This window comes from Luteococcus sp. H91 (genome assembly GCF_038433135.1).
Classification (GTDB): domain Bacteria; phylum Actinomycetota; class Actinomycetes; order Propionibacteriales; family Propionibacteriaceae; genus Luteococcus.
Genome location: NZ_JBCDMV010000021.1, coordinates 80,216 through 94,073 on the forward strand (window position 1 = coordinate 80,216; position 13,858 = coordinate 94,073).

A 13,858-nucleotide genomic window follows, 5' to 3' on the forward strand; every position below is an offset into this window, starting at 1 on the left:
GATCTGGTGTGAACTTCGTCACATTTGTTAGCGTTGGTGAGGTTAGCCGACGCGGGCGTTCGTCGCCCCTGATCAGTGGAGTCAGAGTGGACCTCTACGAATACCAGGCACGAGACCTGTTCGAGCAGCACGGTGTTCCCGTGTTGCGCGGCGTGGTCGCCAGCACACCCGACGAGGCGCGCCGCGCGACCGAGGACCTGGGCGGCGGGGTGGTCGTCGTCAAGGCCCAGGTGAAGACCGGTGGCCGCGGCAAGGCCGGCGGCGTGAAGCTGGCCAAGGGTCCCGACGAGGCGGCGTCGGCCGCGGAGCAGATCCTGGGGCTGGACATCAAGGGCCACGAGGTGCGCCGGGTGATGGTGGCCGAGGGTGCCGACATTGCCGAGGAGTACTACTTCTCCCTGCTGCTGGACCGGGCCGAGCGGCGTTACCTGGCGATGTGTTCCCGCGAGGGTGGGATGGACATCGAGCAACTGGCCGTCGAGCGGCCCGAGGCGCTGGCCAAGGTGGGCGTCGACCCGCTGGTCGGGATCGACGACGACAAGGCGGGCGAGATTCTGCAGGAGGCTGGCTTCGGGGTGCGCGACGCGGTGCGGATCGCCCCGGTGCTGAAACTGCTGTGGGAGGTCTACCGGGACGAGGATGCGACGCTCGTCGAGGTGAATCCGCTGGTCAAGACGGGTGACGGTGGCATCTTGGCGCTGGATGGGAAGGTCACGCTGGACGAGAACGCAAGCTTCCGGCATCCGGAGCACGCGGGTCTGGCCGACGTCGAGGCCGACGATCCGCTGGAGACTCGGGCCAAGGAGAAGGGGCTCAACTACGTCAAGCTGGACGGCCAGGTGGGCGTGATCGGCAATGGGGCCGGTTTGGTGATGAGCACTCTGGATGTGGTCGCGGCGGCGGGGGAGGGGCTGCCCGGCAAGCCCCGGCCGGCCAACTTCCTGGACATCGGAGGCGGCGCCAGTGCCAAGGTGATGGCCGACGGGTTGGAGATCATCCTTTCCGACGAGCAGGTGAAGAGCGTCTTCGTCAACGTCTTCGGGGGGATCACGGCCTGCAATGAGGTGGCCAATGGCATCGTCGCGGCGCTCACCGAGCTGGGTGACCGTGCGTCGAAGCCCCTGGTGGTGCGGCTGGACGGCAATGCCGTCGAGGTGGGCCGGGAGATCCTGGCCGAATACGGCCACCCGCTGGTGACCGTCGTGGACACCATGGACCAGGCCGCCCGCAAGGCCGCGGAGCTGGCCGCCACTGTCGAGAAGCAGAACTGAGGAGCGTCATGTCGATCTTCCTGAACCACAGCTCGCGGATCATCGTGCAGGGCATGACCGGCTCCGAGGGGCGCAAGCACACCCAGCGGATGATCATGTCCGGCTCCCGGATCGTCGGCGGCGTCACTCCCGGCAAGGGCGGTGAGTCGGTGCGCTTCGAGGAGGACCCGGTGCCCGTCTTCGGGTCGGTTTCCGAGGCGCGGGAGGCGACGGGTGCGAATGTCTCCGTGGTCTTCGTGCCCGCCGCGCACGCCGGCAAGGCCGTTGAGGAGGCCATCGAGGCCGAGATGGAGCTGGTGGTCTGCATCACCGAGGGTATTCCCGTTGGGGACACCGCCCGCTTCCATCGGATGGCCGAGGGGTCGTCGACGCGACTGATCGGCCCCAACTGCCCGGGGCTGATCTCGCCCGGCAAGTCCAATGCCGGCATCATCCCCGCGACGATCGCCGGGCCGGGCCGGATCGGGCTGGTCAGCAAGTCCGGCACGCTCACCTACCAGATGATGTACGAACTCAGGGAGTTCGGTTTTTCCACCTGCGTGGGGATCGGTGGCGATCCGATCGTCGGGACCACGCACATCGACTGCCTCCAGGCCTTCCAGGAGGATCCCGGGACCGATGCGATCGTGATGATCGGCGAGATCGGTGGCGACGCGGAGGAGCGGGCCGCTGACTACATTCGACAGAGCGTGAGCAAGCCGGTGGTCGGCTATGTCGCTGGCTTCACCGCGCCCGAAGGCAAGACCATGGGCCATGCCGGCGCGATCGTCTCCGGTTCGGCCGGCACTGCCGCCGCCAAGAAGGAGGCCCTGGAGGCGGCCGGAGTGCAGGTGGGCCGGACCCCGTCCGAGACCGCGGAGTTGATGAAGCAGATCATGCGCGGGCTGTGAGCCCACGCATGATCTGTCTGGGTCAGCAGGCCTTGGTGCCGGAGTTTGTCGGCTTGTAGGTGCAGCTGGCCGACACTGCGCGTCCCTTGAGCAGCTGGGCGGTGTCGCCGGTGTTGTTCCACACGTAGCCGACGCGGCCCTTGCCGGTGGTGCCCTTCACGCCCAGGTTGAAGTACAGGTGGGTTGCGCTGTTGCGCCCCCTCCCGCTGTGCAGGATCACCTGGGCGCCCGGCTTGAGGGTGAAGCCCTTGGGGAAGGTGAAGCTGTGCTTGTTCTTGCTGTCCCGCACCGCCCAGCCGGTGAGGATCACCTTCTGGCGCGAGGTGTTCTTGATGGTGATGTACTCCCGGTTCCAGCCGGTGTTGTTGTTGGCATCGGAACCCGAGGGGTTCGCGACCCACGTCGTGAACCTGACGCCGCTGGCCGCATGGGCGGGGGTGGGAGCGGCGGCCAGCGGGGCGAGGGCCAGACCGGCGATCAGCAGGGGTGAGAGGGCGCGACGGCGCATGATGTCTCCGAGTTGTTGAAGGAGAGATCATCATATGACTGAGACAAATGCCCAACTCCGCTGGGGTGGCTCCTTCCGGGCGGTCAAAGCGTGCTTGGCGGGCTCTTCTGGGGCTCGATGTGCAAGGGCTGCCAAAGCTGTGCTATCTTTTTCGAGCTGCGTTCAACGGAACAAGTTCTGGAGAACAAGGTGATGCGCGAGTGGCGGAATGGCAGACGCGCTGGCTTCAGGTGCCAGTGTCCCTTGGGACGTGGAGGTTCAACTCCTCTCTCGCGCACAATGTGAAAGGCCCCGATCTTAGGATCGGGGCCTTTCACATTGTGCAACGGTGTCCTCGCGCCACCGCGCAGGCGTTGATTCTTCCGGCAGTCCCTGGAGCGGCTGCCACAACGAGTTGCTGCTGCGCGGTGGCGAAGGGTCCCACCCAGCTCCAGGCTCCCTGGGGTCTCACGCCTCCAGGACGGTGATTGCGTCGTCGTCCACGGCGAGCCGGAGGCTCCGCAGGGCCTCGATCATGCGGGCCTGGACGTCGCGATGCGATTCGCCGTCGGGCGCCAGCCGGTGGTTCAGTGGTGACCGGCGCATTGCCGCGACGGTGTCCGGGTTCCATCAGTGTTCCCGGTCGCCGCCCTCGGCGGCACCCTGCGAAAGCTCAACCAGCCGGTCCTCCAGCTCGATCGATAGTGATGCAGGACAGGGCATCCGGCCCCGCGCCCGGGCACGTCGGTGGTGCGCTCGAGTGTCGAGGCCTATGGGAAGCGGAGGCATACCTCGTAGCGGAGGTCCGGGGCCGTCAGGCGGCCGTGGGCAGGGATGTGCCTTGCTCCTGGGGTGGTGGACCGGCGTTGCCCAGGTAGATGGTCCGGCTGCCCGTCGTGAGGAATTCCTCGCCGAGGCGCGATCTCCACAGATAGATCCCCGGCCGAATCTGGGCCAGCTGCCAATGCCCGTGGGTCTTGCCGCGGTGTGCCAGCCTGCTGAGCGGGCCAAGGTTGCTGGGGTGGGTCACGCCGCCGCGCGGTGCCCACGGCACGGTGTGGTCCAGATCCAGACCGTCGGAATGCCTCGTCGACCATGGAAAGACCTCGTAGGGGTTGCGCAGCACCATTGCCTCCCGCATGGTGGGCGGGCACTCGTAGGAGTCGCTGGGGGCCAGCTGGTTCTGGTCAATCACCGGGCGCACCGTGATGCGCGCATGCCCCAACAGGTCACGTAGCCAGCTGGCCAGCACGGGCCGCAACTGGTCGCTGCGTGCCAGACCGTCCTGCTCCGCCAGGGTGGTGTCAGTCAGGTGGACGACGATCTTTGCCTTGGGCAGCAGCGTGTCGGGGTCGACGGTGATGCTGCCGCAGGTGTGCCCAGCCTGCCCGTCGCGACGGCAGATCTCCTGGAAGCTCTCCCCGGTGGGCAACGGCTCCTGCTCCGCAGCCTGCAGCAGTTGGAGTGCACGCGCAGGCGTCCCGGCCAGAATCCCCAGGGCCTGGGCCCGGCGCGCCTGCTCCGGATCCGTCACTCCGCCCTCCGAGAGGATCTGCGCGAGTCGGCTGAGCTGGGCCTCCAGGAAGACCGCGTCCGCGGCATTCAGGTTGGCGGCGACGCTGGCCACCCCGCCGGAGGACTGCTCCACCCACACCCCGAGATGTGTCAGGGCGGCCTGGTGTTGTTCCTCGGCCTGCTCGGCGGGCAGATGCTCCAGCACCAGACCGTCGACAAGCCGAAGGACCCGGGTGGGCGACATGCCTTCCACCATCCGGTCCAGGTGAAGGTCGATCAAACCGGCCTGGTGCGCGTCCAACTGCTGTGTGCGCGAGGCGATCCGTCGGGCCAGCCACACGGGGAACTCCGCGGACATCACCCGTTGCCACAGCTGTGGGAAGCGATGCCGAATGTCCAGGGAGTTGGACAGAAGGCAGTGGGCCTCACCGACCCGAATTCGCAGCGCTGCGGCCAGCTCGAGCGTGCAGAAGCCGGCCACTTCCGGCGTACCGTCGGAGCCCACCTGGACGAGCTTTTCTGCACCGGGCACGACGAACCAGTCCTGATCGTCGACGGTGGAATTCAGGTCCGCAAAGCGGGCGATTGCCTCGAACTCGCGTGCCTCGCTCATCGCCCGGGAGTGGCGCTCCTGCTGGATCTCGCGAATCAGCGCGAGGGAGTCGTCAGACAGCCGAGCCTCATGTGATGTGCTCATCGCGGCCTCCCCCGAAGTGCTCGTTTTTGTATTCTAATTCTATCACTCAAGGTGTCTGAGTCAAGGCCTTCTGAAGCGTTCTATCTCACCTGCCTTGACCTTGGTTCAAGTACATCACCTCCCACTGACAAAAGGCGCAAGCGGTCACTCCACGTGGGTGATGGTGATCTCGGCGTCGTAGTACGAGCGGCGACCCTCGGGCGTCAGCCAGGCCACCTCGACGTGCGTCGGAACCCTTAGCCCACCCCATGACATCGGGGCGAACCGGTCTGCCTGCTGCCCCGCGGGCACCACCTGTGTCAGATGGTTGGACGCTCTGTGACCATGGAGTCATGGAACTCAACGATTTTCTGGACATCATGGCGACGGGCGAACTGGTGCCGGCCGGTTCCGAGGCGCACCGGTTCATGTTCGAGGCCGCCCAGCGGGCACAGCAGATCACGGCGGAACTGAATGGCTCGCATCACACCCCCGATGAGATCCGATCCTTGCTGGGCAAGCTGATCGGGCAGGAATTGCCGGAGTCGGTGGCTCTCTTTCCGCCGTTCTACTCCGAGTTCGGGCAGAACACCCACCTGGGCGAGGGGGTCTTCATCAACATCGGCTGCACCTTCCAGGACACGGGCGGCATCTGGATCGGCGACCGCAGCCTGATCGGGCACGGCGCCATCCTCACGACGCTGAATCACGGCACGGATCCCGAGCGCCGAGGGGACATGATCCCGGCGCCGATCCACATCGGTTCCGACGTCTGGTTCGGCGCCCGGGTCACCGTGGTGCCCGGAGTGACCATCGGCGACGGTGCAATCATCGGCGCGGGCTCCGTCGTGACCAGGGATGTTCCCGCGCGCACCATCGTTGCCGGGGTGCCGGCGCGGGTGATTCGTGAGATCTGACGCCATCCGGGGGGGGCTGGATGAAACTAATTTCAGCGCTGTGACAAGGGGTTATAGGTCAATTTCAGGCACTTTGCCGGTGGATTGGTCAGCGGCGCTCCAGAACTCCCGTAGGCTGACATCATTGTTCGGCAGTTGGTTTTTGGTACTTCGGTAGTGGTTCCTTCTGAATTGTGTGACGAGCAAGTCCCCGGTAGTGATCGATTCGCGGTCACTCCACTTTCCTGAAGGAAACATCATGGCTACAGGTACCGTTAAGTGGTTCAACGCTGACAAGGGCTTCGGCTTCATCCAGCCCGACGACGGCTCGGCCGACGTCTTCGCCCACTTCTCCTCGATCAACTCGGGCGGCTTCCGCTCGCTGGACGAGAACGACAAGGTCGAGTACGACCTCGAGCAGGGCCCCAAGGGCCCCCAGGCGTCGAACATCACCGTTCTGCGCTGACCCCAGCACTTCACGGCGAAGGCCGCTGCCCCTCGGGGCGGCGGCCTTCGTCGCTTGTTGGAGACCCCACGGATGCAGGCCCTATTGCAAGCACTTAACCAACGTGTTACCGTCGATTCATCAAGGTAGTGCAAGCGCTTGCATGGCGCAGGATGCACGACACCAGTCGACGGAGACCAGCATGAGCACACGGCAGGCGGGAGTCACCATCTATCAGGTGGCCCAGCGCGCCGGCGTGTCGACAGCCACGGTCTCCCGCGCCCTGCGGGACGATCCCCGGATTTCCGATGCCACCAAGCTGAGCGTCCGGGAGGCTGCGCAGCAACTGGACTATCTCCCCAAGGCCGCTGCGCGTGCCCTGGCTGGTAGTCGTACCAATGCGCTCGGTCTGGTCCTGCCCCATATCGACGGCCCCTACTATGCGGATCTGCTGGTGGGTTTCGAAACCGCGGCCAGCGCGCAGAACCTGTCGGTGATCATCACTCTGGCCAATCCCCGGCAGGACTGCCGGACGGCCGTTCGCACACTCGCAGCGCAGGTGGACGGCTTGGCCTTCATGGCGCGCAGTGCGGCCAACTCTCAGCTGATCGCGGATATTGCCCGTACCCGACCGGTGGTGACGGCCGCCCGCCCGCAGGTGCCCGGTAGCGATGCCTTCTTCGTGGAGAACGCCAGTACGGCCGACCGGCTCACCCAGCACCTGATCGACGGCGGGCGTCGGCGGCTGGCCTTCGTCGGCAATCCCGAACGTGGCAGCGATCTGGGCATGCGGCACGACGGTTTCGTCGCCGCGGTCAGTCGGGCCGACCTGGAACCCACCACCTACCCCATTTTCCCGTCGGAACAGGATGGTCGCGCCTTTGCCGAACGTTTGCTGGCCGACGGGTTCACCCACGATGCACTGGTGTGCGGCAATGACGAGCTGGCACTCGCTGTGATGCAGACCCTGCAACGTGGCGGTGTCGCGGTTCCCGCCGACGTCGCCATCACGGGCTGGGACGACACCGTGACTGCGCGGTATGTCGAACCTGGCCTCACCTCGATCTCCCAACCGGTACGCCAGTTGGGTGGGCTGGTCGTGTCTCGACTGGCCCAGCGGATTGCTGGGGACGGTCCCAGAGAAGAGGCCGTCACCCTCCCCGCAACCCTTGCCCACCGCACGTCGTGTGGGTGTTCGACCTTCCACAGCATCAAGGAGCTCCCATGACCGCAATCACTCGTCGAGGTTTCGTTGGCCTCACTGCACTGGCCATCGCTGGCGCCGCCACTGGCTGCGGACGCCAGTCCAAGACCGAGGGTGGAGCCAGCGGCTCCGCCGCCCCAGCCATCGCCGAGGGCAAGGCCACCGGTAGCCTCACCGTTTGGGCGATGGGCGCCGAAGGCGAGAAGCTGCCGGCCCTGATCAAGGACTTCACGGCCGCCAATCCCGACTGCAAGGTCACCGTCACCCCCATCCCGTGGGATTCGGCGCATGACAAGTTCACTTCCGCAATCGCCGGCGGTACCACCCCTGATCTGGCCCAGGTTGGCAGCACGTGGATGGGTGAGTTCGTCGGCCTGGGGGCGCTCGACCAGGTTCCGAGCAATATCGACAACGCGAAGTTCTTCGAGGGCGCCCAGAAGACCAATGTGGTGGACGGCGCCACCTACGGCGTGCCGTGGTACGTCGAGACCCGCTGCGTCTACTACCGGAAGGACTTGGCCACCAAGGCGGGTATCACCGAAACCCCGACGGATTGGGACGGCCTGAAGGCCCTTGCCAAGGCGTACAAGGAGAAGGCGGGCGCCAAGGTGGGCCTGAACCTGCAGCCCGGTGGCCAGGGCGCCTGGCAGACCTACGCCCCGATGATGTGGAGCAATGGCGGCAAGCTGATGAGTGAGGACGCCAAGACCTTCACCCTCGATGACCCGAAGAATGTGGAGGCCCTGACCTACTACCAGAGCTACTTCACCGAAGGGCTGGCCAACAAGGCCATCTCTTCCTCCCCGGCCGAAGCGGACTTCGCCAATGGCGTCGCTCCGATGTTCATCTCAGGCCCGTGGATGATGGCGGCCGTCGAGAAGGCCGGTGGCGGTGACTCCTTCAAGGACAAGTACGGCGTCTTCACGATGCCCAAGAAGGAGAGCTCGGCCTCCTTCGTCGGCGGCGCCAACCTGGGTGTGTTCAAGAACACCAAGAACCGCGACGCCGCCTGGAAGCTGGTGCAGTTCCTCACCGAGAAGGAAACCCAGTTGAAGTGGTACAAGTCCTCCACCGACCTGCCGTCGGTGAAGGATGCCTGGGAGGATCCCTCGCTGAAGAGTGACGAGAAGTTGAGCGTCTTCGGTGAGCAGCTCAAGACCGCCTACGCCCCGCCGTCGATCGGCACCTGGGAGCAAGTGGCCGGCAAGATGGACGCGCAGGTCGAGAAGGTCTGCAAGTCCGGTCTGGCCCCGGCCGAGGCCCTGAAGACGGCGCAGACCGAAGCCACCAGCATCGGCATCGGCTGATCTCATGTCGGCCCTGCCCGGAATCACTCCCGGAGCAGTCGGCAGCACTCCCGAGCGTTTCGGTCGCAAGACGCACCGGAACGCCCGGGAGGCACGCGCAGGGCTCCTGCTCTCGCTGCCCTTCCTGCTTCTGTTCGTCACGTTCACCGCCTGGCCGGTGATCCAGTCGCTGTTCATGAGCTTCACCGACATGCGCATTCGCGACATCCGCACCCCCTTCGCGGTGAATCTGGTGGGCTTCGCCAACTACCAGAAGGCCTTGTCCGATCCGGTTTACCAGCGGGCCGCGCTGAACACCCTGATGTTCGTGGTGATTGGCGTCCCGCTGACCATGGCGGCCGGCCTTGCTGCTGCCGTGGCCCTGGACAAGGGCGTCAAGCGCTTCCGGTCGCTCTTCCGCGTCGGCTTCTACACCCCCGTGATCACGTCGATCGTCGCGGTGGCCGTGGTCTGGAAGTTCCTGCTCTCCGATGCCGGTCTGATCAACACCATGCTCGGTTGGATCGGCATCACCGGGCCCAACTGGCTGAACAACACGCACACCTCGCTGCTCAGCCTGATCATGCTCACCACGTGGCGCAACTTCGGCACCGGCATGATCATCTTCCTGGCGGGCCTGCAGGCCGTGCCGTGGAGTCTGCACGAGGCCGCCATGCTGGACGGTGCCGGCCCGTGGAAGCGGTTCACCAACATCACCTTTCCGCAACTGCGGCCGACGCTGCTGTTCGTCCTGGTGACCACCACGATCGGCTACCTGCAGTTCTTCGAGGAGCCCTTCGTGATGACCAAGGGTGGGCCCCTGAACTCCACCATCTCCGCGTCCATGTACACCTACCAGCAGTTCGGTTACGGCAACTACGGCGTTGCGGGGGCCATGGCCTACCTCACCTTCGTGGTGGTCGCGCTGGTGACCGTCGTGCAATTCCGCCTGACCAGGGAGAAGGACTGACATGAAGGACAGTGATTTCCGTTCCCGGTGGTGGCTCTACCTGCTGCTCACGGTCGTGCTCTTCCTGGTGGCGCTGCCCTTCGTCTGGATGTTGCTGGGCAGCGTCAAGACCCAGAGTGAGTTGATGTCGGTACCGCCCAAGTGGCTGCCGCAACACCCGACGCTGGACAACTTCCGACGGCTGTTCGCCTCCCAGCCCTGGGGCCGCTTCTTCGCCAACTCGACGATCGTCGCGGTGGCCGTGACCCTCGGCAACCTGCTCTTCAGCTCAATGCTCGGCTATGCCTTGGCTCACCTGGCCTTCCCGGGCAAGAAGCTCATCTTTGGCGCCGTGATGGGCTGCCTCATGATTCCCGGTCTGGTCACCTTCATTCCGCAGTACGTGCTGATCGTGAACATGGGACTGGCCAACACCCTGCCGGCGCTGATCCTGCCCTTCCTGGTACAGCCCTTTGGCGTCTTCCTGATGCGGCAGTTCTTCCTGGGGTTGCCACGTGACCTGATCGAAGCCGGACGGATCGACGGTGTGGGCGAGCTGGGGATCTTCTTCCGGATCTTCCTGCCGCTGGCCACCCCGGCTTTCGCGACCCTGGGCATCCTCACCTTCCTGGGCTCCTGGAACAACTTCCTGTGGCCGCTGGTGGTGAGTTCGTCGGACAAGACCTACACCCTGCCCGTCGCCTTGGCACTGGTCTCCACTGGCCAGAATCAGACGGACTATGGCCTGCTGCTGGCCGGCGCGACGCTGGTCGTGATGCCGATCCTGGCCGTCTTCCTGTTCTTCCAGCGCTACTTCATCGAAGGCATCGCCAGCACTGGACTGAAGTAACCCGCAGACCCCCTCGCCGGATGGGCCCTTCATGGGGATCCATTCGGCGAGGGCCCCCACAGATGCAGTACCCCGTTGACGAAGGAGTCACCATGCAGGTATCCCGACGCAGCATCCTCGGCGGTCTGGCCGGAGCGGCCGTCGCCAGTACTCTCCCCACAGCGGCCAATGCGCAGGCCGCAGGCCCCACGTGGAAGAAGTTCCCCCCGGGCCAGCGCAAGACCCTCGTGCGCTGGGCCACCGACACCTGGCGCTCGCTGGACGCGATGAGCCACCCGGTCACAGGCCTGGTCGCGGACAACATCGACGGCGATCTGACCAGCCGATCGGGGTTCACCTCGCCCACCAACATCGGCGGTCTGCTTTGGAGCGCGATGGTCGCCCGTGACCTGGGCATCATCACCGAAGCAGACGCCTCGGCGCGGATCGCGCGCACCCTGACGTCGTTGAAGACGATGGAACGGCACGAGCCCTCAGGCATGTACTACAACTGGTACGACGAGGCCACCGGTGCCCTGCTGCACACGTGGCCGGAGAACGGCAACCACATCGACCCGTTCATCTCAAGTGTGGACATGGGCTGGCTCGGCGCCGCCCTCTGGCTCGTAGCCAATGGCGACCCGGCCAATCGGAAGGCTGCACTGGACCTCTTCGAACCGATGCGTTGGGACGTCTTCTTCGACCGGGAGTATGCAAAGCAGCCCGGAGCCACCTATGGCGGTTTCTACACCCGCAAGCCCAACCGCGACGACGTCGTGGCGAAGGAGCCGATCAACGGTGTCGGTGGTGATCCGATCTGGTACACCGCCACGCATCACTACGACACCGCCATCAGCGAAGCCAGAATGGTGACCTACCTGGGCATCATGCGAGGTCAGATTCCGGCGGCGGCCTACTTCGCCACCTGGCGGACCTTCCCGGCTGACTGGACCTGGCCGGAGATGCCCACGGTCGGCGCCAATCAGACCTACCTGGGCGTAGACGTCTACGAAGGTACCCACACCTACCGTGGCATGCACATCGTGCCCGGCTGGGGCGGCAGCATGTTCGAGGAACTGATGCCCGACCTGTTCGTTCCGGAGGCGGAATGGGGCCCCAGGAGCTGGGGGATCAACCACCCGTTGCACGTCCGCGCCCAGCGAGAGCACGGCCTGTTGGAGGCGAAGTATGGCTACTGGGGCTTCAGCCCCTGCTCCAACCCAGCGGGAGGCTACCGCGAATACGGCGTGGACGCCTTGGGATTGAACCCGGAGGGCTACTTCAGCGACCAAGAGAAGACCGACTACCGCTGGGACAACCCGCCCAAGTTCTATGGCGACGGTGTCGTCACCCCGCACGCTGGCTTCCTCGGCATGATGTACGAGCACAAGGAGGGATTCCGCAACCTGCAGCGGATTGAGTCCGAGCTCAAGTGCTATGGCAAGGGCGGCTTCTACGATGCTGCCGCCACCAGGTCCGGCCAGGTGGCGCGCCGCTACCTTTCCTTGGACCAGGCGATGGTGATGGCTGCTCTGGGCAACATCCTGCTGGATGGCGGCATGCGCAAGTGGTTCGCCACCCGCGAGGTTGCCCAGACCCTACGCCCTGTGATCGGTATGGAGACCTTTGGAGCGGGGATCGTCCGATGACAGTGGACTCGCGGGTCGACGAACTGCTGGGCCGGCTCACGTTGGAACAGAAGGTCGGGCTGATGTTCCACACCGTGATCGAGATGGGTCCTCATGGTGAACTGCTCGACGGTCCGGGCAAGATCAGCAAGAGCGCCACCCGACACGTCGTCGTGGACAAGTGCATGACGCACTTCAACATTCACCACATTCCCGACGCCACCAGCGGTGCTCGCTGGTACAACGCCCTGCAGCGGTTGGCCCGCGAGTCCCACGGCATCCCCGTCACCATTTCCACCGATCCTCGGCACGCTCATGTGCAGAATGCCGGAACGTCCTGGAGTGCTGGGTTCCTCTCCGTCTGGCCCGAACCATTGGGCCTGGCCGCGGTGCGCGATGCGGATCTGGTGCGGCGCTTCGCCGACGTGGTGCGCCGCGAGTACCGAGCGCTGGGTATCACCATGGCCCTGCATCCCACCGCGGATCTGGCCACCGAACCCCGCTGGGGGCGTCAGCGGGAGACCTTTGGTCAGGACGCTGCTCTGGTGGCGGAACTGGTTGCCGCCTACCTGGAAGGACTGGCGGGGCCAGACGGCTTCGGCGCCACGTCGGTTGCCGGGGTCACCAAGCACTTCCCCGGAGCCGGCCCCCAGAAGGACGGCGAGGACGCCCACTTCCCCTATGGCCAGGAGCAGGTCTACCCGGGCGGCCGTTTTCAGGAGCATCTGGAGCCCTTCCGACGGGCGATTGCCGCCGGGACGCCCGCGATCATGCCCTATTATGGCAAGCCCGTGGAACTGCTGATCGACGGTGAGCCCGTCGAGTGCGTCGGCTTTGGCTTCAACAAGACCGTGCTGACCAGGTTGCTGCGACAGGATCTGGGCTTTGATGGGGTCATCGTCAGCGACTGGGAACTGGTCAACGACAACCACGTCGGCGATCAGGTGCTGCCCGCCCGAGCCTGGGGCGTCGAGGAGCTGGACGCCAAGGGCCGGATGCTGAAACTGCTTGATGCTGGCTGCGACCAGTTCGGCGGCGAGGAATGCACCGAGCTGCTGCTGGAGGTGGTGCGCGATGGGAAGGTTCCCGAGAGCCGGATCGACGAATCGGCCCGGCGCCTACTGACCCTCAAGGTGCGTCTGGGACTCTTTGATGATCCCTTCGTTGACGAGACTGCGGCCGCAGCCAATACGGGCCGGCTCGAGGATGTTGCCCTGGGTAGACGCACTCAGTCCGAGTCTGTTGTGCTGCTACGCGACAAGCTGGGTCTGCCGCTGGGCCCCGGGCCCCGGGTGTACGCCGAGGGGATCGCTCCCGAGGCGTTGCGGGCCGCCGGATTCCAGGCGGTCGACCACCCCAAGGCGGCCGACCTTGCGCTGGTCCGGATCGATGCCCCCTTCGAACCCCGCGATGATCTCTTCCTGGAGAAGTGGTTCCGACAGGGCTCGCTGGATTTCCAGCCCGGACTGGCCATCCGATTGGCCCGGATCGCGTCGAACTGCCCGCTGGTGCTCGACGTGAACCTGAACCGCCCGGCCATTCTCACATCGCTGCTGGAGTGCACCTCGGCACTGACAGTCACCTTTGGCGTCAGCGACGCCGCCTGGCTCGACGCTCTGACCGGTGTGATCCCGCCTCGGGGGCGCCTGCCCTTCCAACTGCCGCGCTCCATGGATGCGGTGCGCGAATCCCGGGAGGATGTTCCCGGGGACACCGTCGACCCGCTCTTTGAGTACGGCGCTGGCATCCAGCCAGCCTGACCCATTTCTGCCAAGCCCTTCC

Annotated in this window: 13 protein-coding genes and 1 tRNA gene; 11 read left to right on the forward strand and 3 right to left on the reverse strand. The window is 65.3% G+C overall.

The window, feature by feature from the left end:
• Nucleotides 1-86: 86 nt before the first annotated feature.
• Together sucC and sucD are read left to right on the forward strand one after the other, a co-directional pair.
• Nucleotides 87-1,271 (forward strand): ADP-forming succinate--CoA ligase subunit beta, encoded by a 1,185-nt coding sequence (gene sucC / locus AAEX57_RS11710; protein ID WP_342092311.1) that lies wholly within the window; start codon nt 87-89, stop codon nt 1,269-1,271.
• An 8-nt stretch (nt 1,272-1,279) separates the two neighbouring features.
• Nucleotides 1,280-2,161, forward strand: a complete 882-nt coding sequence (gene sucD, locus AAEX57_RS11715; RefSeq protein ID WP_342092312.1) for a succinate--CoA ligase subunit alpha — start codon at nt 1,280-1,282, stop codon at nt 2,159-2,161.
• Between the two features lie 22 nt (nt 2,162-2,183).
• Here the strand turns inward: sucD and AAEX57_RS11720 are convergent, their stop codons facing one another.
• Nucleotides 2,184-2,669, reverse strand: coding sequence for a lamin tail domain-containing protein (locus AAEX57_RS11720; protein ID WP_342092313.1), 486 nt, complete (start codon nt 2,667-2,669; stop codon nt 2,184-2,186).
• A 194-nt stretch (nt 2,670-2,863) separates the two neighbouring features.
• Here AAEX57_RS11720 and AAEX57_RS11725 point away from each other — a divergent pair.
• Nucleotides 2,864-2,946 (forward strand) — tRNA-Leu (locus AAEX57_RS11725).
• Between the two features lie 170 nt (nt 2,947-3,116).
• Here AAEX57_RS11725 and AAEX57_RS11730 read toward each other — a convergent pair.
• Both AAEX57_RS11730 and AAEX57_RS11735 read right to left on the reverse strand, forming a co-directional pair.
• Nucleotides 3,117-3,254, reverse strand: coding sequence for a hypothetical protein (locus AAEX57_RS11730; RefSeq protein WP_342092314.1), 138 nt, complete (start codon nt 3,252-3,254; stop codon nt 3,117-3,119).
• 208 nt (nt 3,255-3,462) lie between these two features.
• Nucleotides 3,463-4,860, reverse strand: a complete 1,398-nt coding sequence (locus AAEX57_RS11735) for an HNH endonuclease signature motif containing protein (RefSeq protein WP_342092315.1) — start codon at nt 4,858-4,860, stop codon at nt 3,463-3,465.
• 332 nt (nt 4,861-5,192) lie between these two features.
• On the opposite strand from AAEX57_RS11735, the gene AAEX57_RS11740 reads away from it, so the two are divergent.
• From AAEX57_RS11740 to AAEX57_RS11775, 8 genes are all read left to right on the forward strand, one after another.
• Complete coding sequence (locus AAEX57_RS11740) at nt 5,193-5,756, forward strand: sugar O-acetyltransferase (protein WP_342092316.1); 564 nt, start codon at nt 5,193-5,195, stop codon at nt 5,754-5,756.
• 238 nt (nt 5,757-5,994) lie between these two features.
• Entirely contained in the window at nt 5,995-6,201 is a 207-nt protein-coding gene (locus tag AAEX57_RS11745; RefSeq protein WP_342092317.1) for a cold-shock protein, read from the forward strand.
• 181 nt (nt 6,202-6,382) lie between these two features.
• Nucleotides 6,383-7,408 carry a LacI family DNA-binding transcriptional regulator gene (locus tag AAEX57_RS11750; RefSeq protein WP_342092318.1) on the forward strand — a complete coding sequence of 342 codons (1,026 nt, stop codon included), beginning with the start codon at nt 6,383-6,385 and terminating at the stop codon, nt 7,406-7,408.
• On the forward strand, nt 7,405-8,691 hold the full coding sequence (locus tag AAEX57_RS11755; RefSeq protein WP_342092319.1) for a sugar ABC transporter substrate-binding protein: 1,287 nt from the start codon (nt 7,405-7,407) through the stop codon (nt 8,689-8,691). Before AAEX57_RS11750 ends, AAEX57_RS11755 begins: the two co-directional genes overlap by 4 nt.
• Before the next feature lie 4 nt (nt 8,692-8,695).
• Nucleotides 8,696-9,640 carry a carbohydrate ABC transporter permease gene (locus tag AAEX57_RS11760; RefSeq protein ID WP_342092320.1) on the forward strand — a complete coding sequence of 315 codons (945 nt, stop codon included), beginning with the start codon at nt 8,696-8,698 and terminating at the stop codon, nt 9,638-9,640.
• A 1-nt stretch (nt 9,641) separates the two neighbouring features.
• Entirely contained in the window at nt 9,642-10,469 is an 828-nt protein-coding gene (locus AAEX57_RS11765; protein ID WP_342092321.1) for a carbohydrate ABC transporter permease, read from the forward strand.
• A 92-nt stretch (nt 10,470-10,561) separates the two neighbouring features.
• Nucleotides 10,562-12,097, forward strand: a complete 1,536-nt coding sequence (locus AAEX57_RS11770) for a glucoamylase family protein (protein WP_342092322.1) — start codon at nt 10,562-10,564, stop codon at nt 12,095-12,097.
• The gene (locus tag AAEX57_RS11775; protein ID WP_342092323.1) at nt 12,094-13,836 is read left to right on the forward strand and encodes a glycoside hydrolase family 3 protein; all 1,743 of its coding nucleotides are present in this window, start codon (nt 12,094-12,096) and stop codon (nt 13,834-13,836) included. Before AAEX57_RS11770 ends, AAEX57_RS11775 begins: the two co-directional genes overlap by 4 nt.
• Nucleotides 13,837-13,858: the final 22 nt, after the last annotated feature.

Coding starts and splice junctions, on each gene's coding strand:
- AAEX57_RS11730 (WP_342092314.1), bottom strand. CDS start 3,254: ATGCGCCGGTCACCACTGAACCACCGGCTGGCGCCCGACGGCGAATCG.
- AAEX57_RS11765 (WP_342092321.1), top strand. CDS start 9,642: ATGAAGGACAGTGATTTCCGTTCCCGGTGGTGGCTCTACCTGCTGCTC.
- AAEX57_RS11750 (WP_342092318.1), top strand. CDS start 6,383: ATGAGCACACGGCAGGCGGGAGTCACCATCTATCAGGTGGCCCAGCGC.
- AAEX57_RS11735 (WP_342092315.1), bottom strand. CDS start 4,860: ATGAGCACATCACATGAGGCTCGGCTGTCTGACGACTCCCTCGCGCTG.
- sucD (WP_342092312.1), top strand. CDS start 1,280: ATGTCGATCTTCCTGAACCACAGCTCGCGGATCATCGTGCAGGGCATG.
- AAEX57_RS11775 (WP_342092323.1), top strand. CDS start 12,094: ATGACAGTGGACTCGCGGGTCGACGAACTGCTGGGCCGGCTCACGTTG.
- AAEX57_RS11720 (WP_342092313.1), bottom strand. CDS start 2,669: ATGCGCCGTCGCGCCCTCTCACCCCTGCTGATCGCCGGTCTGGCCCTC.
- AAEX57_RS11745 (WP_342092317.1), top strand. CDS start 5,995: ATGGCTACAGGTACCGTTAAGTGGTTCAACGCTGACAAGGGCTTCGGC.
- AAEX57_RS11755 (WP_342092319.1), top strand. CDS start 7,405: ATGACCGCAATCACTCGTCGAGGTTTCGTTGGCCTCACTGCACTGGCC.
- AAEX57_RS11770 (WP_342092322.1), top strand. CDS start 10,562: ATGCAGGTATCCCGACGCAGCATCCTCGGCGGTCTGGCCGGAGCGGCC.
- AAEX57_RS11740 (WP_342092316.1), top strand. CDS start 5,193: ATGGAACTCAACGATTTTCTGGACATCATGGCGACGGGCGAACTGGTG.
- AAEX57_RS11760 (WP_342092320.1), top strand. CDS start 8,696: ATGTCGGCCCTGCCCGGAATCACTCCCGGAGCAGTCGGCAGCACTCCC.